This is a genomic window from Methylobacterium sp. Leaf117 (assembly GCF_001422985.1).
In the GTDB taxonomy this organism is placed as follows: domain Bacteria; phylum Pseudomonadota; class Alphaproteobacteria; order Rhizobiales; family Beijerinckiaceae; genus Methylobacterium.
In genome coordinates, this window is sequence record NZ_LMNL01000023.1 from 544,008 (window position 1) to 567,272 (window position 23,265).

The window sequence follows — 23,265 nt, forward strand, 5'->3', positions numbered from 1 at the left end:
TCTATCAGTAGATGGCGCGGAAGACCGATAGACCGTTCGATTCGCCGATAGACTTATCGAGACACCTGGTATCCAGTCTCGGCGCCGGACTTCACCGGAATCGAACTGGTCTGTCCATGGTGTGCCTCACCCGGCTCCACGTCGCTGCCCGCCTCTTGTTTGCCCGCCTCTTGCCCACCGGTCTCGTGCTCGCCGCGGTCTTGATGGCGCCCGGTGGCGCTCTGGCGCAGGCTCTCCCGGGGATGCGGGCGCCGACCCGCGAGCAGGTCGTGGCGAAGCTGCCCGCCCTCGCAGCGCTGGCGCAGCGGGCCGTCGCGGCGGGAGAGGTGCCGGGCGTGGCGATCGCGGTCGTGCTCGGCGACGAGACGCTGTTCCTCGAGGGCTTCGGGCTCAAGCAAACGGGCCGGACCGAGCCGGTCGGTCCCGACACGGTCTTTCAGGTCGCCTCCCTGTCGAAGGCGGTGACCGCGACGGTGGTGGCCGCCCTGGTGGGCGCCGGGCTCGTCGATTGGGATGCGCGCGTGGCCGATCTCGATCCCGCGTTCCGGCTCTCCGAGCCCTACCCGACCGCCGCCGTCACGGTGCGGGATTTCCTGAATCACCGCAGCGGCCTGCCGGGCAGCGCGGGCGACGATCTCGAGGATCTCGGCTTCAGCCGCGATGCGATCCTGCCCCGGCTGCGACTGGTCCGGCCGTCGTCGAGCTTCCGCGCGGGCTACGCCTACAGCAATTTCGGCTTCACCGAGGGTGCCGTCGCGGCCGCGCGCCCGACCGGCAAGCCCTGGGAAATCGTGGCGCGCGAACACCTCTTCGATCCGCTGGGCATGAATGCGACCAGCATGGTGCACCGGGACTTCCTGGCGCGCCCCGACCGGGCGGCCCTGCACGTCCGGGTCGCTGACGCCTGGGTGGCCCGCCTCACCCGCGATCCGGATGCGCAGGCACCCGCCGGCGGTGTCAGTTCGAGCGCCCGCGACTTGGCGCGATGGCTGCGCCTCGTCGTCAATGCGGGACAGTTCGAGGGGCGCCAGCGCATCCCGTCCGCTGCCCTGGCCGAGACGCACAAGTCCTTGATGGCGCGCGGCCCGAATCCCGTCACCGGCGGCGCCTCGTTCTACGGGCTCGGCTGGAATGTCGAGTATGGCCGTCACGGCACCGTCTGGGGTCATGCCGGCGCGTTCAGCGTCGGCGCCCAGACGCTGGTGGCGATCCATCCGGGCGCGAAACTCGGCCTCGTGGTGCTGACCAACGGGTTTCCGTCCGGCGTGCCCGAAGGCCTCGCCGACAGCTTCGCCGATCTCGTCTTCGACGGGCAGGTGTCCCGGTCCTGGCTGCAGGAATGGGGCGCCGCCTACGGCAGCCTGTTCGCGCCGAGCCTCGCCGCCGCCAAAGCCGCCAACGCCGCGCCGGTGGATGCCACCGGGTCCCTCCCGCTCGCCGCCTATATGGGCCGCTACGCCAACGCCTATGCCGGCGAGGCCGTCGTGGCTGCCGTGGACGGCGCCCTGACCCTGACGCTCGGGCCTAAGCCCGGACGGACCTATCCGCTCCGGCACGTCGACCGCGACCGCTTCGCCAGTTTCCCCGACGCGGAGATGCCCGACCGCCCCTCGGCGATCCGCTTCGCGATCGGACCCGGCGGCCAGGCCGACGCGGTGACGGTGGACGCCCTCGACAGCAACGGCCTCGGCACCCTCGCGCGCGTACCGGATTAGGGATCGCTGGGCGCTTGGTTCGTCTTGGGTTTTTTGATGCCTGGCTTTCTTCGATGAATGGCTGTTTCGGGCGAATGTCCGACAGTCGACTTCCGGGCGATAAACGCTTTTCGTCGACGTCATCCCGCGCTGCCGGTGCTTTCCCGCGGACGCCACTCACAGCGTGCGGGATACGCACGCCGTCGCAACGCACCGAACGTGCGGCACACCCTCGGATGACGGCATCAGGTTTCGCGTAGCCACTTCCAGACGTTTTGCACCGTTCCCTGACCGCTGATCCGCTGGACGGCCTGACGCTCGCCACGCCAAGCCTGGGGCGGGGCGCCGTACCGGTTGCGGAAGCTGCGACTGAGCAGCGATACGCTGCTGAAGGCGTAGACCTCCGCCAATCGGCCGATGGTGCGCCGTTCCATGGGATCGGCGAGTGCGTCGCGCACCGCCCGCAGGCGCTCGCCTCTTACGAACTGCATCACGCCTCCCTCCGGCTCGAACAGCCGGTAGAGCGTGGACCGCGAGACCAGCATCTGCCCCGCGATGAATTCAGGCGACAGATCGGGGCGCGACAGGTTCGCTTGTACGATCATCCTGGCCAGCGCCATCAGGCCGCCATCGAGTTCGCGGCCGTCCAGCACGTCCGTGGCATGCGAGCGATCGAGGAGGCGGTGCAGGAAGGTCACGAACTCATCGGCCAGAGCCGGGGCTTCGGCGGCGCGTGTGGTCGGCAATCGGCGATAGATGTCGAGAATGCGCGCCGCCAGCAGCCGATTGCGGACCGGATCGAACAGCAGGTCGTGCTTTTCGAGCGGCAGCCCGTGAAGGCGGGTGCAGGGAACGGCAATGCCGATCGCATCGGCCCGGTCGAGCAGGCCGTCGAGCAGGTGACGGCGGCCGATGAGGGTGACGGTGCCCCGCGAGGCCGAGATCGGTTTGCCGGCGACCGTGCCCTGGAAGCGTCCGGATCGGTAGAGTTGGACGATGTAGTGGTCGGGACCGGCCTCGACACGTCGGCGATCACGCTGGAGCCGCTGGGTCGAGAGCAGCGTGCGATGCGCGACGAGGTCGTCGATCGGGTACGCGATGTTGCTGCCGAACGGCAGTGGGGCGGATGGCGTGGTCGGGCTGACCGCGTACATCGGCGCCAGGAGCGTGCGCCATCGCTCGAAGGCCTCTCCGGGCGGCAAGCCGGACGTCGTCAGGAAGAAGTGCGGCAGGCCAGCCTCGGCCGTGGTGTCGTCTGCACCCAACGAGCCAAATCCTTCGCTATCCGACCCGTTTGGCGAAGCACGGGAGCATGACGTCGTTTGGTCGGGCAAGACAAATACTTGTGTCCGGTCCGATGACCGCGAAGCCGTCGCACGCAAGTCGAGGGGCTGCGTTGCGCGACATCGCAAGCCGGCATCCGTGGCGACACCGGGTCGCCAGCGGCAGGACAGCTTGGGGTAGAGTCCAGGCTGCCCGTTTCCGTTTGGACCTCCCGGCGAAGAGGTCCGCCCGGTTCGATGACGGGCGGACCGCGTCGTCAGCGCCGTCCGGAACGAACGCACCGGTGTGGGCGGCAACGGCGTGGGCAACAATGGCGCGACCGATGTGGTGCCTGGGCAGGACGATGGGTCGTGTCCTGAGGCCGTGAGGCGACTCGCATTCGCCACGCGAACCTGCCCGCCGGTCGCTCTCATGTCGGACCCAAGAGCAGGTACAGGGCTCGGGCCCGATCCGCCGACCCCTTGCGGGATGGCGGATTCAAAAGCGCCGCGCGGGCGCTCGGCTATCGGAACGCTCTGCTCCCGCGAGCGGGTCTCAGACGCCGATCTCGCGGTTATGGAGGGTGCGCAGCTCGATGTAGCTCGTGGTGGCCCGGCTCCAGGTCGATTCCTCGCTCTCCTGAAGCTTTTTCGTCAGCGGCTTGTGCTTGTCGCCCTGGTACCAGCCCAGCACCACGGTGTTGCCGTCGGCGTCGTCGCATTCGATGCGGTAGGCCGGCTGGGCGTCCGGTCCGAGCCGGCTCAGGCGCACCCGCAGGGTCGGGTTCTTGGCCTGATCGGGGACCATGTTGAGGTAGATGCCGCGGAGATACTCGACGCGGTCCGGCCGGCGGCCCTTCAGGTCGGGGATGGAGAAGTTCTCGGCGAGAAGGTCGGGTTTAGCCACGTCGAAAAGTCTTTCTGCTGTCGGACAGGGAGGGTGAGGCGCCCGCCGGATGAAGGGCGGCGCGCGGTGGATGTCAGGCCGCGGCCGGAGCCTCTTCGGTCGTGACCACGAACTTCGTCAGGGTGTTGGCGCCGAAGGTCAGGGTCAGCGGCACGTCGGCGGCATCCCGGCCATAGGCGATGAGGATGCGTCCGATCCGCGAGGCGTTGTTGCGCGGGTCGAAGGTGTGCCAGCCCCCGTCGAGGAACACTTCCATCCAGGCCGCGAAGTCGCCCGGCGCGTGCGGCAGCGGCAGGCCGATGTCGCTCACATAGCCGTTGCAGTAGCGGGTCGGGATGTTGAGGCAGCGGCAGAACGCGATGGCGAGGTGGGCGTAGTCGCGGCAGACGCCGCGCTGCTCCTCGAACACCTCGAAGGCGGTCCGCGTCGCGCGGGCGTGCTCGTAGCCGAAGGTGATCCGGTCATGCACGTAGTCGCAGATGGCCTGCACGCGGCTCCAGCCGGGCGGCAGGTGGCCGAACAGGTCCCAGGCGATCTGCGACAGGCGGTCGGTCTCGCAGTAGCGGCTGCCGAGGAGGAACAGGAGGCTGTCCGTGGGCAGCTGTCCGATCGGCGTCTCCTTGGCGTCCGGCTTGAGCGTGTCGCCCTTGCCGCCGTCGCGCACGACGGTCTCGGTCTTCAGCGTGAACGTGCCCGCCGGAGCGGTCATGCGCTGGCACCAGTTGCCGAAGCTGTCGCGGTATCCCTCCAGGGGTACCGACGGGCTGGTGACGAGATGGTCCGGCCGCTCGAGGTCGGAGACCCGCGACGCGTGGACGTTGAGCGTGGCGATGACCGGGGTGGGCTGGGGAAACAGGTAGGTCATCTCGCAGCCGACGAGGATGCGCATCGGGTCTCTCCTGGAATGGGGGCGTGCCGTGTTGCCGTCCTGCCGCGCGGCCGGCGCGACGCGCACAGGCGCGTCGGCGCGGGGGCGTCAGTGCAGGGTGGGCGGCGGCTCCAGGAAATCGCACATGCCGCCCGCATCCTCGACGGCCTCCATGAAGGCGTCGAGGGCGTCTTCGTCGGAGGCGAAGGGCTCGCTCCACACCGTCGACCAGCCGGCCGGATCGATGACCTCCAGGGTCCAGGGATCCTCGCTGTGAGCGGAGCGATAGACGTTCACCGTCACGGTGATGCCCGCCTGGGTCGCGCGCCCGGTCAAGTGCGAGTATTCTAGCGCGGGCGCGTCGACCGTGGGCTTGTCGCGGGTCATGGGTGTTCCTCTCGAAGGGCGAGTTCACCGGAGGGTCCCGTACGGGTCCCCCTCTCATGAGCCGAATACGCTACTCTAGCAGAGCGCATCGGGAAACGGGCGGAAAACCTCGCGCGTTCGCATCGCGGGGCTTGACCCTCTTTCGACGCCTCGGGCCGATGAGGGCGCAGGCGGGCGTTCCGTCCCCCCACTGGAGTTTTGGGAATGAGCGCGGAGGCGATCACCATCGGCGAGGCGGCCCGCGCCACCGGCGTCTCCGCCAAGATGATCCGCTACTACGAGGAGATTGGGCTGCTGGCGCCGACCGAGCGCACGGCCAGCGGCTACCGGCTCTACGCACCGGCCGATCTGCATGCCCTGCGCTTCGTGCGCCGGGCCCGCGACCTCGGCTTCGCCATCGACGACATCCGGGCCCTGCTCGGCCTGTGGCACGACCGCTCGCGAGCCAGCGCGCAGGTGCGTCAGCTCGCGCTTGCCCATGTCGCCGACCTGCGCCGCCGGATCGACGCCCTCGCGGGCATGGCCCGCACCCTGGAGGATCTCGCCGCCCACTGCGGCGGCGACGCGCGGCCGGATTGCCCGATCCTCGACGACCTCGCGGCCGGACCCCAGGACTCCCCCGGCGCGACACTGGCGCGGGGGGATCATCGCGCCGAAGGGGCGCCATCCGGGCACCGGACGCGTTGACCGCGTCTCTGGCCTCTTGTTTGCTGGATCGATGACGTCCCGTCCCGGATGCAGTCCGTCCTGAGAGCCGTCGCCTCGCGAAAGTCGCTGTCCATGCCCGTCCTCGACCGGATCGCCGCCTTCGCGGATGAGATCACCGCCTGGCGCCACGATCTCCACGCCCACCCGGAGCTGCAATACGACGTCCACCGCACGGCGGGCGTCGTGGCCGACAAGCTGCGGGCCTTCGGCTGCGACGCGGTCGTCACCGGCATCGGCCGCACGGGCGTCGTCGGCCTCATCCGGGGGCGGGCGCACGGATCGAACCGCGCCATCGGCCTGCGCGCCGACATGGACGCCCTGCCGATCCACGAGGCGCGCGATCTGCCCTACCGCTCGACGGTCCCGGGAAAGATGCATGCCTGCGGTCACGACGGGCACACGGCGATGCTGCTCGGGGCCGCCCGATACCTCGCCGAGACCCGCGACTTCGACGGCACCGCGGTGCTGATCTTCCAGCCGGCGGAGGAGGGCGGCGGCGGCGGCGAGGCCATGGTCCGCGACGGGCTGATGGAGCGGTTCGGCGTCGAGAGCGTCTACGGCATGCACAACATCCCGGGCCTCGCTCTCGGCACCTTCGCCATCCGGCCGGGGCCGATCATGGCTTCCACCGACCGCTTCACCATCACCATCACGGGGCGGGGCGGCCACGCGGCCCAGCCCCACCACGCGATCGACAGCGTGCTGGTGGCGAGCCACGTCATCACCGCCCTGCAATCGGTGGTGTCGCGCAGCGTCGATCCCCTGGAGAGCGCCGTCGTCTCGGTCTGCGCCCTGGAGGCAGGGGAGGCCTTCAACGTCCTGCCGCAGGACGTGACCCTGCGGGGCACCATGCGGGCGCTGTCGAAGCCGGTCCGCGCGCTCATGCAGGACCGCATCGGCGCGATCGTCGCCCATGTCCCGGCCGCCTTCGGGGCGCGCGGGACGATCGACTTCAACAGCGGCTATCCCGTCACCGAGAACCATCCGGCCGAGACCGATTTCATCGCCGACGTGGCGGCCGGGCTGGTCGGCGAGGCCGGGATCGACCGGGCGGTGGCGCCCCTGATGGCGGCGGAGGATTTCTCCTACATGCTCGCCCACCGCCCCGGCGCCTACATCTTCCTCGGCAACGGCGACAGCGCCGGCCTGCACCACCCGGATTACGACTTCAACGACGCCGCCGCGCCCTATGGCGCCTCGTTGTGGGCGCGGGTGATCGAGACCGGGCTGCCGATCCGGGACTAGCCTCGGGCGCCAGCCGGGCAAAGTCCTTACAGATCCTGGCGCCAGCCGGGCGTATCGCGGGCGCAGACTTCCGCAGGGGAGGGCGGTCAATCCGCTCCCCCGCAAAGCCTCGCCCCAGGCCTGTCCAATCCTAGAACTTGCCGATCATCGCCGGCGGCGCGGCGGAGGCCGCCTCGGCGTTCTCCTGATAGATCGGCACGGTGGCACGCAGCCATCCGCGCGTCTCCAGGCCGCGGTAGTTCCGCTCGACGACCTCGCGGGTGACGTAGGCCTGCAGGTTCACCGGTCCGAAATTGTAGCCGACGAGACCGCCCACGGCGAACTGGCCCTGGCGGGCATAGCCGGGATTGCGCGTCGGCAGGTCGGTTGCGCCGAACGCCACCGGCCCGACTTCCCACTTGCCGAACTTCTTCGTCGCCGTGAGATCGAGGTTGAGGAAGTCGGGGTAGTACGCCCCCGTGCGCGATGTGGTGTCGAAATAGGTGCCGTAGAGGAAGTTCGCCGTCAGGTTCCAGCCGTCGCCGTTGTAGGTGATCGCGAAGCGTTGGTGCAGGACCGGGTTCTGAATCACGATCTTGGTCTGGCTCGGAAGATAGGCGCCGAGCAGGTAGCTGAAGTTGAGGTTGCTCCCGAGCTTCCACGCCACCTGCGCGGCCAGGAGGGTCTGGCCGAAGCCGCTCTGGTAGGGCGCGCCACCGGTGCTCGAGACGGCGATCGGCTGGAGTACGATCAACTGCAGCCGTCCGCCCGCCACGTCGGCCGGCGTCGCCCAGACGAAGGATGGCAGGTTGATGTTTGAATCGGTCGATCGGGGCGCGATGTCGCGTACGCCGAAGCTCGACGTGTCGATGAAGTAGAGACCGACCGGCAGTGGCGCGCCGGGGGCCTGCCCGACGGTCTGGCCCGGCTCGGCCGCCGACGCGGCCCGCGCCTGACGGTTGGACGAATCCAGCGCGAGACCCAGAAGTGCGAGACTCACAGCGGCGAGACCCGCCGGCACCAAGCGGAGGCCCAAGGTTGAGCCGTCCCGGATCGATGGCGATCCGGTCGTCCGAGATGACGTCATGGCTCTGCTCCCGGGCCGCACTGAAACGACGGCCCGCCGGGATGAAACTGGTCGGTTCTTCGTGCTCCGCCACCATCCTGGGTTAGGCGGAGTCCCTATTGCGAAACACCGTCACCCTGCCGCCACAGCACGCCTTGAGGCCAGCACGCTGTCGGGGGCCTCGTGTCTTACGGGCAAGCCGCCCCGCCCGGCAGCACGACCGGGGCGCCCGTCACCGAGCGGACCGGCCAGGTGGTCACCTGTGAGAAGGTCAGGTCGTTCAGGGCCGGGAACAGGTTGAAGATCGGCACGTAGCGGTAGGTCATCTCCGCCATCATGTAGCGCGCGTTGACACGCGCCTCGGAGGGCGGCGGTTCGCCCAGGATGGCATTGGCGACCCGCTTGGTCGCCTTGTCGGCGGCGCTGGAGCACACCCTTGCCTCGTAGGACTTGTTGGCGAGCTGGTAGACGCCCGCCGCCGTCAGGATGATGCCGGACCCGCTGGCGTCCGAGGGATACATGACCGCGCGGCCCGCCGCGTAGACGTCGGTGACGCTGGTCAGGCTGCCCCGCGAGATCAGGTCGGCCATCGAGCGGGTGGCGCGCACCAGGCGCTGCTTGGTGGCGTAGGCCCGCGGCAGCTCGATCGTTCCGATGAAGATCACGATCATCACGGGGGCGACCAGGGCGAATTCCACCGCGCTCACCCCGGCCCGGTCGCCCGCGAGCCGGCGAATCTGCCGGCGAATTCGCCGGCCACCCCGCCGGCACAGCCTCAACACGTTCCCACCGGATAGGGCTCGGCGCGGAAGACCGTGGTCGCGGTGATCATCTGGGCGGTGGCCGAGACCGGCAGCGCCACGATTCCCGTGAAGCCGAAGAAGCGCGGGATCACCACGGCCGCACGGATCGTCACGATGTCGCTGCCCTGCGGACAGGTGAAGCGCGTGCCGAAGGTCGACGACGCGGTCCCGGTCGTGGAATCGTAGGGCGAGGCAGCCGCAGTGGCGCTGAAGGTCGACGCGGTCGTCATCTCGACCTTCAGCTTGGTGCAGTCGAACAGCACCGGGCCCCGGCACATCTCCGCCACGAGGCGGTCGACCGGAGGCTTGGTGCCGGCCGCGTCCTGGTACACGCCGGTGAAGACCGCGCGGCCGCCCCGATCGAGGGCGTCGTCGAGGAGCTGCTGGGCCAGGATCAGCATGCCGGCCTCGATGATCGCGCCGAGCAGAAGCAGGAACGGCACCGCCACCATTCCGAACTCGATGGAGGCCCCGCCGCGCGTGTCGCGGGCCAGTCGGCGCAGGGCCGGGGCCACGGGCGGCATCGCCGGCCTGACGCCTGCGAGAATGAGGCGCCCCATCATCGGGAGATCCGCAATTCGCTGATCTGCGCCGCGATGGCCTTGAAGGCGGCGCTGAGGTCGGAGGCGTTCTGGACGTCGTAGAACTTGTCGCTGCCCGAGGCGCAGTTCTTCAGGATGTCGCTGGTGCCTTCCGAGACCTCGACCCGCACCGTGAAGATCGCAATTCCGGCGCTCTTCATGTTGCCGCACAGCGTCGACAGCCGGCTGTCGATGGCGTTCCGCCGTGTGTTCGAATCATCGGAGATCGTGCCGATGCGGTTCTGCCAGATGTAGCCGATGCCCGAGTAATAGGAGTTGTTCGAATTGTTGGGGCGGGTCGCGGACTGGTTCTGGCCGTCCGTCATCAGCACCACGAACTTGCGCGTGGTCCTGTCGGTATAGGCCGCCCCCTCGGCGAAGGGACCGAGCGGCGACAGAACGTGCCAGCCCCAGATCAGACCGATCGGGATGTTGGTGTCGCCCCGGACGGTCAGGGCGTCGATGGCGCTGTTGAGCGTGGATTGCGAGGTCGTCAGGTGGGTGATGGGCTGCAACTCGCAACCGGAATTCGGACCGTAGAGATAATTGTCGCCGTCATTGCCGATCCGGCCCGTCCTGATGATCGGGCTGGTCCGATACTTATTCACTTGACCCTGGCGGCTGCGCAGAGTGCCCGAACTCACGCCGTCCGCCATGTAGTCGTTCCACATGGGCGTCCGGTAATACTCCGTATCCGCCTCGTCCGGGGCGAAGTAGGGCACGAACAGCGTGTCCGGCGTGCCCGCGCTCGGGGGCGTTTCCTGCACGTCATAGGGCATCGGCCGACCCTCGACGCAGCCGCCCCAGGTGACGCCCATCTGCCGGAACAGGGTCAGGCGGTTGGCGGCGGAATTGAAGATCTGTCCGTGGACCGAGGACCGGGCGTCGGTGTCGATCCATGAGGCGGCGGCGTTCGACGGGCCGACATTGACCGTCATCGAGAAGGGGACGATCCCGATCCGCAGGGCATTCGGCTTCGAGGGGTCTACGGCCTTGAACAGCGTCGAAACGAGATCCTTGGCGGCCGACTTCAGGTTGGTGAGCTTGGTGCCCTCCATCGAACCGGTATTGTCCAGCACGAGGGCGATCTCGAGGTTGTCCGAGGCCCGGCGGCCCGTGCTCGAGACCGAGATCGGCATGCCGGTGAGGCCGACGAGACGCGTCAGGCTGGTCGGGGTGCTGCCGCTCGCCGTCACGGTGATGTCGTCGCCGTTGCGGGTGGTCCGGACCAGCAGACCGTCGATCGGCGTCTTCACCAGAGCGGCGCGCACCTGCGCGTCGGCCTTGCTCGACAGATCGCCATCGGTGGTGGTGATCGGCAGCTTGGCCAGGGACAGCACGGTGGCGTCGGTCACCCCCTGTGCCGATTGCCGCGCCATCGACTTGACGCCGTAATCGATGACCGTGCCGGCGAATAGAAGCAGGGGGATCGCTCCCAGGGCGAAGATCAGCGCAACGACGCCCTGTCCGTCATTGCGGAACCGTCGAAAGATATCGCAGCGCATTCGTCGCCCGAGCTGAAGCTTGAGCTGACGAATGCCAACGAAGATTTACGATTCACTTAAGACAGACGCCGAGGTTTGGTCGTGTCGACGCGCTCGAACAACCGAAGTCGTGATCACGTCTTTTTCATCGATTGTTTGAGAGCGATGGCGGACGTCTGTTTCGAGGCCGAAGAAGGGCGTTCGAGAACGCACCTTCCTCCTTCGATCTCTCAGTCCGAGCGATTGGCCGTGCCGCCGAGATGGAACACCCGGTGCGGGACCAGCTCGCCGCGCTCGACATCGCCGACCGCCACAAGGATGCCGCCGCAGGTGGCGAAGGCCTTCCCCTCGACCGGGGCGTCGCGCCCGCGCAGGATCACCGGCTGGCCTCGCATCAGGCGCAAAGCCATGTCGCGGGAGACCGGCACCGAGGGCACCGCGTCCAGGGCGGTTTCGACCGGGTGGAGCGAGCCGGCATTGCCGTCCGGTCCCGCTTCTTCCAAGGCCGCCACCTGGCAGGCATCGGCCTCCGTGAAGGGACCGACGCGGGTACGGCGCAGGGCCGAGACATGGCCGTAGCAGCCGAGCAGACGCCCGAGGTCGCGTGCGAGTGCCCGCACATAGGTGCCCTTGCCGCAGGCGGCCTCGATCACCGTCCGCTCGGGGCTGTGCTCGACCACCGCGAGATGGTCGATCTGGACCGGGCGCGCCACCAGCACCACCTCCTCGCCGTCGCGGGCGAGGTCGTAGGCGCGCTCGCCCGCGATCTTGATCGCCGAGTAGCGCGGCGGCACCTGCTCGATGGCGCCGACGAAGGTCGGCAGAGCGGCCACGACGGCCTCCCGGGTCGGCCGCGCCTCGCTGGTGGCGACCGGACGACCCTCGGCGTCGTCAGTGTCGGTCTCGATGCCCCAGGTGACGGTGAAGACGTAGGCCTTGCGCCCGTCCATCACGAACGGCACCGTCTTGGTCGCCTCGCCGAGGGCGATCGGCAGGATGCCGGAGGCCAGGGGATCGAGGGTGCCGGCATGTCCCGCCTTCTTGGCGTTGAAGGCGCGCTTCACCACCGCGACGGCATGGGTCGAGGTCATGCCCACGCCCTTGTCGAGGATGACCCAGCCATTGACGTCCCGGCGCTTCGGCCGATCCGGGCGCGGCGCACCACGCGGCGGGCGACGGCCCTCGGCGGCCACGGGTCGGTCCGCCGGATTCGGCGGGGGAGAGCCCTCGGGTCGCTCGATGGTCGGTTCGTTGATCATGAAATCCTCGGTCACTGATCACAGGGGCCGGGCGGCACGCGCTGCGCCGTCATCCGTCCCGTTCAAGTCTTGAGTCGGGGTCTTCCGCCGCCTTGGGCCGGAGAACCTGCAGGGTGCGGGTCGGGTTCGTGCCGGCGGCGCTCTCGCGGGCCGAAACCGCCTCAGTCCGCTTTGGGGTCCGACGGATCGGCCTCTTCGCCCGGCGCCTGCGATTCGAGATCGCGCCGTACCTTATCAGTCCGCAGCAGGGCGTCGATCCGGTCCGCTTCGTCGAAGGTCTCGTCGCGGAGGAAGCGCAGGTCGGGCGCATATTTCAGGTTCACCCGGCGGGCGACCTCCTGGCGCAGCGCCTTCTTGTTGCGGTCCAGGGCGGCCAGCACCGGTGCCTCGTCGAGGCCGCCCAGCGGCATGATGTACGCGGTGGCGAGCTTGAGGTCCGGCGACATCCGTACCTCCGGCACCGTGATGACATGCGCGCTCAGCACCGCGTCCTGGATGTCTCCGCGCTGGAGCACCTCGGCGATCGCGTGGCGGATCAGCTCGGCGACGCGCTGCTGGCGCTGCGAGGGTCCGGTGGGGGTCTGTTTCTGGGCCATGAAGAATTCTGATCGTCTTGTCGTCGAAGCGGTTCGACACCGGCCGGCGCGGTCACGCTCATCCGAGCGTTGCTGAAACGGAACGTCGATGCGCCGCCGCGCGGCCAGGGCCTGAGCGGGTCGAAACGAAGCGGACGCCGAAGGCGCACCTCTTAACGCAAATCGGCGCCCGGGAGATAGGCCTGTCATGCAGGTTTCCCCGTCGCGGCCGATAGGTCGTCGACGGGGCCTGCTTTTCGGAAGCCGAAACGCGAAACGGGGCCGCGACCTCGTCGCGACCCCGCTGGTATACCGAAGCGGCATCGCCGCTCAGAGCGTGCGCCGGATCTCCTCGACCCGGTAGCACTCGATGGTGTCGCCGGCGCGCATATCCTGGAAGTTCTCGAAGGACATACCGCACTCGTAACCGGCGGTGACTTCCTTCGCGTCGTCCTTCAGGCGCTTCAATTGGGCCAGCTTGCCCTCGTGGATCACCACGCTGTCGCGGATCAGGCGGACATGCGCACCGCGCTGAACCACGCCGTCGAGAATGCGGCAACCGGCGATCTTGCCGACCTTCGACACGTCGAAGATCTGCAGGATCTGAGCCTCGCCGAGACGCTCCTCGCGGAGCGTCGGCGGCAGCATACCCGACAGGGTCGCTTTGATGTCATCCACGAGGTCGTAGATGATGTTGTAGTAACGGATCTCGACGCCCTTGTTTTCGGCCGACTCGCGCGCTTCCTTGTGTGCCCGCACGTTGAAGCCGATGACGACGGCCTTCGAGGCTTCCGCCAGTGTGATGTCCGACTCCGTGATTCCACCGACGCCAGCGAGCAGGATCCGAGCCGACACCTCGTCGTTGCCGAGCTTTTCCAGGGCGCCGTTGATGGCCTCGACCGAGCCCTGCACGTCGCCCTTGACGACCAGCGCCAGTTCCTTGCGGCCGGCGCCTTCCTTCAGGTCGCGCATCATGTCGACCAGCGAACGGTTTGCACCGCCGGTACGGGCAGCGATCCGCTCACGCTTCTGACGGGCGCGGTACTCGGTGACCTCTCGGGCACGGGCCTCGTTCGGCACGACCACGACGCGGTCACCCGCATCGGGGGTGCCGTTGAAGCCGAGCACTTCCACCGGAACCGAGGGACCGGCATAGGGGACGTTCTCGCCCTTGTCGTCGATCAGGGCACGCACGCGGCCCCACTCCGCGCCAGCGACCACGATGTCGCCGGTGAACAGGGTGCCGCGCTGGACCAGGACCGTCGCCACCGGGCCACGACCGCGATCGAGCTTGGCCTCGATGACCGTACCCTCACCGTCGCGCGTCTCGTTGGCGCGCAGGTTCATGATCTCGGCCTGGAGTTGCAGGCCCTCGAGAAGCTCCGGCAGACCGTCGCCGGTCTTGGCAGACACCTCGAATTCAAGGGTCTCGCCGCCCATCGACTCGACCTGGATGTCGTGCTGGAGCAGCTCGGTCCGGACCCGCTGCGGGTTCGCCTCGGGCTTGTCGATCTTGTTGATCGCCACGATCAGCGGAACACCGGCCGCCTTGGCGTGAGAGATCGCCTCCACGGTCTGCGGCATGACGCCATCATCGGCCGCCACCACGAGCACGACGATGTCCGTCACCTTGGCGCCACGGGCGCGCATGGAGGTGAAGGCCGCGTGGCCGGGCGTGTCGATGAAGGTCACCATGTCGCCGCTGGGGGCTGCGACCTGATAGGCGCCGATATGCTGCGTGATGCCGCCCGCTTCACCGGAGACCACGGTGGTCTTGCGGATCGCGTCGAGCAGCGAGGTCTTGCCGTGGTCGACGTGGCCCATGATGGTCACGACCGGAGGACGCGGATCGAGATCCTCCTCCAGCTCGGGCTCATCGCTGAACAAGCCTTCCTCGACGTCCGACTCCGCCACGCGGCGCACGGTGTGCCCGAGCTCTTCGGCAATCAGCTGGGCCGAATCCGAGTCGATCACATCGGTGATCTTGTGGATTTCACCCTGCTTCATCAGAAGGCGAATAACGTCCACCGCCCGCTCCGACATGCGGTTGGCGAGCTCCTGGATCGTGATCGTCTCCGGGATCGTCACCTCGCGAGAAAGCTTCTCTTTCTGCTCCACATGCCGGTTGCCGCTCATGCGCTGCTGGCGGCGGCGGAACGAGGCGACCGAACGCGTGCGCTCGTCCTCACCCGACGTGGCGGTGGCGATCGTGAGGCGGCCACGATTCCGGTCGCCGCCCGGCTGTTTCGGGGTCTTGGGCGGCGTGATGATCTTGAGCGGCATGCCGGGGCGGCGGATCACGCGCTTCTGCTCGCTCTCCTCCTCAGCAGCCTGCGGCCGCCCAGCCGTACGGGCTGGCGTTGCGCCGCCGGCGGGACGTGCCGCAGTCGCCGTCGCCGGAGTAGTCGGCTCGGGCTCCGGTGCTGGAGCAGGGCGAGCCATGAAGTTCAAATCGCGCGGCTTGCGCACGTCGGCCGTGATGGTCTTGCGCGGCTCGGACGTGGCCGGGCGCGCCGTCAGCGGCGGGCGTGCTGCCGGACGGGCTGCCGCAGGCGTGGGTGCTGCCGGACGGGCAGGTGCCGCAGCAGGAGCGGCTTGCTCGGGTGCAGCCGCCGCCACAGGAGGCGCCGAACGAACGATCGTCGGGGCCGCCGGCATCGGCGCCGTCTTGGAAACGGTGGGAGCAGCGGCAGGCGTGCTTTGGGCCTTGGCAGCCTCCTGAGCAGCAGCCTCGGCGGCGCGGCGCGCTTCCTCGGCCGCAGCCTGGCGCTCCTCGTCTTCCTTACGGCGGCGAGCCTCATCTTCGCGCTGGCGAGCCTCGGCTGCCTCACGCTCCCGCTGCTCGGCAGCTTCGCGTTCGCGCTGCGCCGCAGCTTCGGCCTCGGCACGCTTCTGGGCCTCGGCCTCCCGACGCTTGGCGTCAGCAAGGGCAGCGGCACGCGCGTTGCTCTCCTGCTCGCTCAAGGTCCGCAGCACCACGCCGTTCGCAGAGCGTTGCGCCTGACGGGGAGCGGCGGGCGGCGGAGGCGGTGCCACGCGAGTTGCCGGTGCCACCGGCGTCGTCTCGCGCGCCGGTGCAGCCGGCGCCGCGCCGATGACACGGCGCTTCACCGTCTCAACCACGACCTGCTTGGTGCGGCCATGGGAGAAGCTCTGACGCACCGTTCCCTGCTCGATCGGGCGCTTCAAGGACAGCGGCTTCGAAGGGGGTCTCGCCTGCGTCTTGTCGCCCGGATTGTTCGTATCGCTCATTCAGTCCAAACCCTGAGGGTTTCCATCGTCCCGTGAACCGGCAAACTGATGTGCGCCGGGTAAATCCGTGATCTCAGTCGTCGTGCAGATCGGAAACGGTCTGCCCATCGCGGGCGGGACCAGCCTCCTCGGCCGTCGGCGCCAAACCCTCGAAAGAGCGGAGCCGACGCCAACGCGCAAGGCAGCCGGAACCTCCGACTCCTGCGACGAGAGCCGCGTGTATCACATGATCCCGACCCAAGGCCATGTCCAATTCTTCGTTGGACAGGTCATCAATGACGGGAATGCCCGATATGGCACTGCCATGCCGCCTGTGCAATGCCGCGACGATCTTCCGACGACCATCGGCGCTCCCGTCGGAGGCCTGGATCACCGCTGAAACCCCGGCCTTGTCGCCAATGGCCGATTCGACCTTGGCAAAGCCTGCGACCACGCACCCCGCCTTATTCGCCAACGACAGCGATTGGCGCAGATCCGCTCGCAGCGCTTCGGCGACTCGATCTGCCAGATCGGGCGCCGCTGCGGCATCCTTGGTCTTGAAGGCCCGTTGAAAGGCGCGGCGCTTCACGGCCTCATTCACGACAGACCGGGTGGGTGTTAGCCACGCGCCGCGCCCCGGCAGGCGCGCTCGCAGATCCGGCACGACGCTCCCGTCCGGCCCGAGGACAAAGCGGATCAGACTGCTCGGCGCCTGCGCAACACGCGTGACGAGGCATGTCCGCAGAGCATTGGCCCGACCACGCCCGACGCCCGCATCGAGCAGCGCGCTCGAATCGGCCTCGGTTCCAGTCTCATCTCCATCTGCGCGTTGGCCCATCATGCGGTGCGCACGTCTCCCCATCGTCACAACACATCCCCGCGAACGTCGATCGCGGGGATGACCAAATCCGAAGGGTCAGGCCGATGCCTGCGCCTCTCGATCCGTCTCGGGCGCCTCGCCGTCCGACTCGGTGGGAGCTTCGATCCAGCCCACACGGACACGCGCGGCCATTACCATCGCCTCAGCTTCGGCTCGTGAAACCTCGAAGCCGTCGAGGTAGCCCGCATGCCGCTTGGCCTCGGGGCCGCGCCCTTCGGTGTAGCCGACGAGATCGTCGGTGGCGCAGCCCGCCAGGTCCTCGATCGTCTTCACGTCGTTCTCGCCGAGGGCCACCAGCATCGGGGTAGTGATGCCGTCGATCTCGCGCAGTTCGTCCTGGACTCCGAGTTCCTGGCGCTTGGCATCGAACTCTGATTCGACCCGGGCGAGATGATCCTGGGCGCGGGCCTGGATCTCGGTACCACTCTCCTCATCGAGGCCCTGGATGTTGGCGAGTTCGCCCGGCTCGACGTAGGCGATTTCCTCCACATTGCGGAATCCCTCCGCAGCCAGGAGCTGGCCCACGGTCTCGTCGACATCGAGAGCTTCCATGAACACGGCAGTCCGCTCGGCGAATTCCTTCTGCCGGCGCTCGGATTCTTCAGCCTCGGTCAGGATGTCGATGTCCCAGCCGGTGAGCTGCGAGGCGAGGCGCACGTTCTGGCCGCGACGACCGATGGCCAGCGAGAGCTGGTCGTCCGGTACCACCACCTCGATTCGGTCGGCCTCCTCGTCGAGCACGACCTTCACGACTTCCGCCGGCTGCAAAGCGTTGACGATGAAGGTCGCCTGATCCTCGGACCACGGGATGATGTCGATCTTCTCGCCCTGAAGCTCGCCGACCACCGCCTGGACGCGGGAGCCGCGCATACCGACACAGGCGCCGACCGGATCGATCGACCCGTCGCGTGAGATCACCGCGATCTTGGCGCGCGAGCCCGGATCGCGGGCGACCGCCTTCACCTCGACGATGCCGTCGTAGATCTCCGGCACTTCCTGGCCGAACAGCTTGGCCATGAACTGCGGGTGCGAGCGCGACAGGAAGATCTGCGGCCCGCGCACTTCGCGGCGGACGTCGAACAGGTAGGAGCGGATGCGGTCGCCTGGGCGGAAGGTCTCGCGCGGAATCATCTCGTCGCGCCGGACGATACCCTCGCCGCGGCCGAGATCGACGATGACGTTGCCGTACTCGACCCGCTTCACGAGCCCGTTCACGACCTCGCCGATCCGGTCCTTGTACTCATCGAACTGCCGGTCGCGCTCGGCGTCGCGCACTTTCTGGACGATGACCTGCTTGGCCGACTGGGCGGCGACCCGGCCGAAGTCGAACGGCGGCAGGGTGTCGGAGATGACGTCGCCGACGAGGGCGCCGGGGTTGTAGCGGCGGGCCTGGTCCAGGGTCACCTCACGGGCGTCGTTCTCGACCTGGTCCACCACCACGAGGTGGCGCGACAAGCGCAGAGCGCCGGTCTTGGGGTCGATCTCGGCATGCACGTCCGTTTCGGCGCCATAGCGGGAGCGGGCCGCCTTCGCGATGGCTTCCTCCATCGCATCGATGACGATGGAACGGTCGATCACTTTCTCGCGGGCAACCGCTTCGGCGATCTGCAGGAGTTCGAGCCTGTTGGCGCTGACGACGGCCATCGGTTTTCGTCCTTCTCTTCGTCGGATGTCGTTCACGTCCGCGGCCCCGGGCCGGCTTGCGGCTGCGCGGGGACGGATGACAAAACTAGTGCAGCTTGCCGTCGTCCTTCACCCGCACCGCCTTGGTGCGGACGGGCTTCGCCTTGTTCCGGGCCTTGATGGCGAGACTTTCCTCGGTCTCGACTTTCACGGGCTTCGGCCTCTGCGACGCCTTGGGCTTCAGGGGACGGGAAACTTTCTTCTTCGGCGGGGCGGGAGCGGGTTCGGCCTCAGCTTCGAAAGCAGCTTCGTCCGCGTCAGCATCGTCATCCTCGTCCTCAAGGACCGGCGGGCCGCCCCGTCGAAGGGATTCGCGGACAAGCTCGTCGGTGAGCACCAGGTAGGCGTCGCCGAGGTCGCGCAGCGGCAGGTCGATGCGGCTGGGAAGGCCCTCTTTCACGTCGGGCAGATCGATCGGCACGGTGACCCCGTCGGGGTTCGGTGCACCGATGATGCCCCGGAAGCGCTTGCGACCGTCCATCGGCACGGCGAGTTCGATCTTGGCTTCGTAGCCGGCCCATCGGGCGAAATCGACGGCCCGCACCAGGGGCCGGTCGATCCCCGGCGAGGAGACCTCCAGGTAATAGGCCTTGCCCACAGGGTCGTCGAGGTCGAGGAGCGGCGAGATCGCCCGGCTCACCGCCTCGCAATCGTCCACCGTCATGGTGCCATCCGGCCGCTCTGCCATGATCTGCACCGTGCAGCCATTGGCGCTCGACACCTTCACCCGGACAACCCGGTAGCCCAGACCCTGGATCGAGGCCTCGATGACCTGCACCACCCGCGCGGCCACGCCCGTCTCGGTGATGAGGCGTTTTTCGGTGAGGTCGCTGTTGAAGTTGTCCGCCATGCTGCGCTTGAAGTCCGGCCTTGTCCGAGGCGTTCCGGCGCGGGCGACGTTGCGGCAATAAAAAAGAGCGGACCCGGTGGGGCCCACTCCCGAACCGCAGTCTCACAACTGCAACCAGAACTGATGATGTCAAAGTAGGCTGGTTTACCGCATTTTTCAAGCGATTTCGATCAAGGGGTTTCGGCAGTTTGTCGCTCTGGTATCCTGCGGCGGACTGGGTGAAAGCCGCAGCGCAGGAATCACTCGATGCCCTACGATCCACGCTTCGGCCCCGACCCAGACGTGCTTCACCCCGTGCCGGGACACCCACGGATCACCTTCATCCGCAACCTAGACCTGCCGCCCAATATCGAAGTCGGCGCCTACACCTATTACGACGACCCTGAAGGCCCACAGGCCTTTCTCGACAACATCCTCTATCATTTCGCCTTCCTGGGCGATCGGCTGAGCATCGGACGGTTCTGCGCTATCGCGGCAGGTACCCACTTCCTCATGAATGGCGGAAATCACCGCCTGGTGGCACCCTCGACCTATCCCTTTCTGATCTTCGGGGGGACATGGGCCGGCCGCTTCCAGGAAGAGGCCACCTTTCCAAGTCGTGGAGATACAGTGGTCGGCCATGACGTTTGGCTCGGCTACGATTGCACCCTCTTGCCGGGCGTCACCATCGGGAACGGTGCTGTCGTAGCGGCAAAATCCGTCGTCACCCGCGATGTGCCGCCTTATGCCATTGTCGCTGGCAATCCGGCCACCCTCGTGCGGATGCGTGTGCCTCCAGAGGTCGCTGAACGTCTGCAAGCTCTGGCGTGGTGGGATTGGGATGCGGCACGGATCACGCGGTGCTTGCCGGCCATCAGCGGTGGGGATGTGGCAGCGTTGGAAGCCAGCGCCTGAATTCCAGATCACCTCCAAATGACGGTACAAATCCCAGCTTGGAATTCGGAATTCTATTCAAATTCAAGGTACTCGCTTCCTGCGCGTTGAAGCATTTTGGCTGCCAGAATACATTCCCAGAACGTATTCGGTGAATCTTTCGAAAGCAAATCCCTGCGTCGGCTAACGAAAAACGCCGCCCCTCGGGGGGACGGCGTGTTCGGATCGCAGAGTTAGCCGATCGAGCTGATTTCAGGGGCCGTCCGGGTCAGGCAGCCGCTTGCGCCCGCTTCAACAGCTTCCGGTTCACCAGCATCTCGGCGATCTGCACGGTGTTGAGCGCCGCGCCCTTGCGCAGATTGTCGGAGACGCACCAGAAGGCGAGCCCGTTCTCAACCGTGGCGTCCTCGCGGATGCGGGAGACGTAGGTGGCATCCTCGCCGGCGGCCTCGTGCGGGGTCATGTAGCCGCCGGGCTCGCGCTTATCGACCACCATGATGCCCGGAGCCGAGCGCAGGATCGCGGTGGCCTGCTCGGCCGTGATCGGGCGCTCGAATTCGACGTTCACTGCCTCGGCATGGCCGATGAACACCGGCACCCGCACGGCGGTGGCGGTCAGCTTGATCTTGGGATCGAGCATCTTCTTGGTCTCGGCGACCATCTTCCACTCTTCCTTCGTGTAGCCGTCCTCCATGAACACATCGATGTGCGGGATGACGTTGAAGGCGATGCGCTTGGGGAACTTCTCCGCCTTGATCTCGCCGGCGGTGAAGACCGAGCGGGTCTGCTGGAAGAGCTCGTCCATGGCGTCCTTGCCGGCGCCGGAGACCGACTGGTAGGTCGCCACCACCACGCGCTTGATCGTCGCCGCGTCATGCAAAGGCTTGAGGGCGACCACGAGCTGCGCCGTGGAGCAGTTCGGATTGGCGATGATGTTGAGCTTGGAGAAGCCGTTGATGGCGTCCGGGTTCACCTCGGGCACGATCAGCGGCACGTCCTGATGGTAGCGGAAGGCCGACGAGTTATCGATGACCACGCAGCCGGTCTGGCCGATGCGCGGCGACCACTCCTTGGAGGTCTCGCCGCCGGCCGACATCAGGCAGATATCGGTATCGGAGAAATCGTAGGTATCGAGAGCCTTCACCTTCAGAATCTTGTCGCCGAAGGACACCTCCTGGCCGGCCGAGCGGCGCGACGCGATCGCCACCACCTCGTCCGCCGGAAAGGCGCGCTCGGACAGGATGTCCAGCATCTCGCGGCCCACATTGCCCGTGGCACCCACGACGGCGACCTTGTAACCCATTGCTCAAACACTCCGCTCTTGCGTGCACCGAGGACCGAGGCGCCGCTCACCCCTCTGGCGAGCCGCCGCGGCCGGGTTCGGCACCGATGTTCAGCCTCCCTGCCGCGCACCGGACCATCGCCGATGGCCGGCGGCCTGCCGGCCTCGGAGGTGCGCGAGCCCGAATCGACCCGCTGATGCGGCACACGCCGCATCGCAGCATGATTCGCCAAGCGCGGGAGCAAGACGCCTCGTCCCCGCTGCTGTCAAGGGTAGGCCGAGGCCTTCACGCCACAAGGCTGGCCGGGCGTTGCGCCAGCGCGTCCCGCGCTTCGGCCAGGATCGTATAGGATCGTTGCCGCGCCGCCGGATCGTGGATCGCCGAGGCGACCATGATCTCGTCGGCACCGGTCTCCGCCACGAGATCGGCGAGGCCCCGACGGATCGTTTCCGGCGACCCGACGAGGGAGCGTGCCAGCATCCGCGAGGCCTGGGCCTTTTCGTGTGGCGCCCAATACGCCTCGATATCGGCGATGGGTGGACGCAGCAGCCCACGCGTCCCGCGGACCAGATTGGTGAATTGCTGCTGCGCCGATGTGAACAGCCGGCGCGCTTCGTCGTCGGTGTCCGCCGCAACGACGTTGAGGCCGATCATGGCATGCGGCCGGCTCGCCTGTTCGGACGGCTGGAAGCGGTCCCGGTAGGTGGCGAGGGCCGGCAGGAGCTGGTCAGGCGCGAAATGCGAGGCGAAGGCATAGGGAAGCCCGAGCATCGCGGCGAGCTGCGCGCCGTAGAGGCTCGAGCCGAGGATCCACAGTGGCACCAGGAGCCCCGTGCCCGGCACGGCCTGCACAGCTTGGCCGGGCTTCAGCTCGCCGAACAGAGCCTGCACTTCGAGCACGTCCTGCGGAAAGGTATCGGCCGCTTCGCCCGAGCGCCGCAGGGCCCGCGTGGTACGCGGATCGGTGCCGGGCGCGCGGCCGAGGCCGAGGTCGATACGGCCGGGAAACAGCGTTTCAAGGGTGCCGAACTGTTCGGCAATCACCAACGGAGCATGGTTCGGCAGCATGATGCCACCGGCCCCGACCCGAATCGTCGACGTGCCGGCCGCCACATGGCCAATGACCACCGCCGTCGCTGCGCTGGCGACACCCACCATGTTGTGGTGTTCGGCGAGCCAGAAGCGCCGATAGCCGAGCCCTTCGACGTGACGGGCCAGTGCCACACTGTTGCGCAGGGCATCGGCCGGCGTTGCGCCGTCGGGCACGAGGGCAAGGTCGAGAACGGAGAGGGGGATCATGTATTCCTTCTGACTCATCGCGGCGGTGCCCCTTGCTGTCAGATCGCGACGGTCCCGCACCGGCGCAAGCCGGGGCCGGCATGTGCTGTCGGCATGGGTCAGCATCCGGGTCGATACCGGCGATTCACCTTAGCGGCGGAAATCCCGAGGGCCGGAGCGATCCGGAAACCCGACCTTGGTCGGTCCGGCTTCACCATCGCTCTCGGAGGGCGGGCTTTCTGCCAGAGAACCCCCGCCGCCAGAGAATCCCGCCGCCAGAGAACCCCGGATATCGATGCGAACCGAGCCCGACTTCGAGCGAACACGTGACGTGGGTCAGACGAGAGGCCGCCACGATCCTCTGACGTC

General features: G+C 67.7%; 20 protein-coding genes. 4 read left to right on the forward strand and 16 right to left on the reverse strand.

Going from position 1 to position 23,265, the window contains the following annotated elements:
• Positions 1-242: 242 nt before the first annotated feature.
• Complete coding sequence (locus tag ASF57_RS13970; protein ID WP_244476945.1) at positions 243-1,715, forward strand: serine hydrolase; 1,473 nt, start codon at positions 243-245, stop codon at positions 1,713-1,715.
• 224 nt (positions 1,716-1,939) lie between these two features.
• Here ASF57_RS13970 and ASF57_RS13975 read toward each other — a convergent pair whose 3' ends face one another.
• The 4 genes from ASF57_RS13975 to ASF57_RS13990 form a co-directional block, all read right to left on the reverse strand.
• Entirely contained in the window at positions 1,940-2,959 is a 1,020-nt protein-coding gene (locus ASF57_RS13975) for a helix-turn-helix domain-containing protein (RefSeq protein WP_056484277.1), read from the reverse strand.
• 553 nt (positions 2,960-3,512) lie between these two features.
• Positions 3,513-3,863: a hypothetical protein gene (locus tag ASF57_RS13980; protein ID WP_056179676.1), complete on the reverse strand. Its 351-nt coding sequence runs from the start codon at positions 3,861-3,863 to the stop codon at positions 3,513-3,515.
• A gap of 73 nt (positions 3,864-3,936) precedes the next feature.
• A complete protein-coding gene (locus ASF57_RS13985) occupies positions 3,937-4,752 on the reverse strand; it encodes a transglutaminase family protein (protein ID WP_056179679.1) in 816 nt (271 codons plus the stop codon).
• A gap of 87 nt (positions 4,753-4,839) precedes the next feature.
• On the reverse strand, positions 4,840-5,118 hold the full coding sequence (locus ASF57_RS13990) for a hypothetical protein (protein WP_056179682.1): 279 nt from the start codon (positions 5,116-5,118) through the stop codon (positions 4,840-4,842).
• A 204-nt stretch (positions 5,119-5,322) separates the two neighbouring features.
• Between ASF57_RS13990 and cueR the strand changes: the two genes are divergently transcribed.
• Together cueR and ASF57_RS14000 are read left to right on the forward strand one after the other, a co-directional pair.
• Positions 5,323-5,805 carry a Cu(I)-responsive transcriptional regulator gene (gene cueR / locus ASF57_RS13995; protein ID WP_056484280.1) on the forward strand — a complete coding sequence of 161 codons (483 nt, stop codon included), beginning with the start codon at positions 5,323-5,325 and terminating at the stop codon, positions 5,803-5,805.
• A 93-nt stretch (positions 5,806-5,898) separates the two neighbouring features.
• Positions 5,899-7,071 carry a M20 aminoacylase family protein gene (locus ASF57_RS14000; RefSeq protein WP_056484593.1) on the forward strand — a complete coding sequence of 391 codons (1,173 nt, stop codon included), beginning with the start codon at positions 5,899-5,901 and terminating at the stop codon, positions 7,069-7,071.
• A 130-nt stretch (positions 7,072-7,201) separates the two neighbouring features.
• On the opposite strand, the gene ASF57_RS14005 is transcribed toward ASF57_RS14000, so the two are convergent.
• The 10 genes from ASF57_RS14005 to rimP all read right to left on the reverse strand — a co-directional run bounded on the left by ASF57_RS14005 (position 7,202) and on the right by rimP (position 19,462).
• Complete coding sequence (locus tag ASF57_RS14005) at positions 7,202-8,086, reverse strand: transporter (protein ID WP_244476935.1); 885 nt, start codon at positions 8,084-8,086, stop codon at positions 7,202-7,204.
• 218 nt (positions 8,087-8,304) lie between these two features.
• Positions 8,305-8,823 (reverse strand): TadE/TadG family type IV pilus assembly protein, encoded by a 519-nt coding sequence (locus ASF57_RS14010; RefSeq protein WP_244476936.1) that lies wholly within the window; start codon positions 8,821-8,823, stop codon positions 8,305-8,307.
• 68 nt (positions 8,824-8,891) lie between these two features.
• Positions 8,892-9,482, reverse strand: a complete 591-nt coding sequence (locus tag ASF57_RS14015; protein WP_082503947.1) for a TadE/TadG family type IV pilus assembly protein — start codon at positions 9,480-9,482, stop codon at positions 8,892-8,894.
• Complete coding sequence (locus ASF57_RS14020) at positions 9,479-11,005, reverse strand: pilus assembly protein (RefSeq protein WP_056484288.1); 1,527 nt, start codon at positions 11,003-11,005, stop codon at positions 9,479-9,481. Before ASF57_RS14020 ends, ASF57_RS14015 begins: the two co-directional genes overlap by 4 nt.
• A 209-nt stretch (positions 11,006-11,214) precedes the next feature.
• Positions 11,215-12,243, reverse strand: coding sequence for a tRNA pseudouridine(55) synthase TruB (gene truB / locus ASF57_RS14025; protein WP_056484597.1), 1,029 nt, complete (start codon positions 12,241-12,243; stop codon positions 11,215-11,217).
• Positions 12,244-12,404: 161 nt separating this feature from the next.
• Positions 12,405-12,839 carry a 30S ribosome-binding factor RbfA gene (gene rbfA / locus ASF57_RS14030; protein ID WP_056484291.1) on the reverse strand — a complete coding sequence of 145 codons (435 nt, stop codon included), beginning with the start codon at positions 12,837-12,839 and terminating at the stop codon, positions 12,405-12,407.
• A 309-nt stretch (positions 12,840-13,148) separates the two neighbouring features.
• Positions 13,149-16,070, reverse strand: coding sequence for a translation initiation factor IF-2 (gene infB / locus ASF57_RS14035; RefSeq protein WP_056484294.1), 2,922 nt, complete (start codon positions 16,068-16,070; stop codon positions 13,149-13,151).
• 73 nt (positions 16,071-16,143) lie between these two features.
• Positions 16,144-16,890, reverse strand: coding sequence for an RNA-binding protein (locus tag ASF57_RS14040; RefSeq protein ID WP_056484297.1), 747 nt, complete (start codon positions 16,888-16,890; stop codon positions 16,144-16,146).
• A 75-nt stretch (positions 16,891-16,965) separates the two neighbouring features.
• Entirely contained in the window at positions 16,966-18,573 is a 1,608-nt protein-coding gene (nusA, locus tag ASF57_RS14045) for a transcription termination factor NusA (RefSeq protein WP_056484302.1), read from the reverse strand.
• 85 nt (positions 18,574-18,658) lie between these two features.
• Positions 18,659-19,462 carry a ribosome maturation factor RimP gene (rimP, locus tag ASF57_RS14050; RefSeq protein ID WP_056484303.1) on the reverse strand — a complete coding sequence of 268 codons (804 nt, stop codon included), beginning with the start codon at positions 19,460-19,462 and terminating at the stop codon, positions 18,659-18,661.
• 246 nt (positions 19,463-19,708) lie between these two features.
• Between rimP and ASF57_RS14055 the strand changes: the two genes are divergently transcribed.
• Positions 19,709-20,356 carry a CatB-related O-acetyltransferase gene (locus ASF57_RS14055; RefSeq protein ID WP_056484306.1) on the forward strand — a complete coding sequence of 216 codons (648 nt, stop codon included), beginning with the start codon at positions 19,709-19,711 and terminating at the stop codon, positions 20,354-20,356.
• 247 nt (positions 20,357-20,603) lie between these two features.
• Here ASF57_RS14055 and ASF57_RS14060 read toward each other — a convergent pair whose 3' ends face one another.
• Positions 20,604-21,638: an aspartate-semialdehyde dehydrogenase gene (locus ASF57_RS14060; protein ID WP_056179713.1), complete on the reverse strand. Its 1,035-nt coding sequence runs from the start codon at positions 21,636-21,638 to the stop codon at positions 20,604-20,606.
• A 265-nt stretch (positions 21,639-21,903) separates the two neighbouring features.
• A complete protein-coding gene (locus ASF57_RS14065; RefSeq protein ID WP_056484599.1) occupies positions 21,904-22,917 on the reverse strand; it encodes an LLM class flavin-dependent oxidoreductase in 1,014 nt (337 codons plus the stop codon).
• Positions 22,918-23,265: the final 348 nt, after the last annotated feature.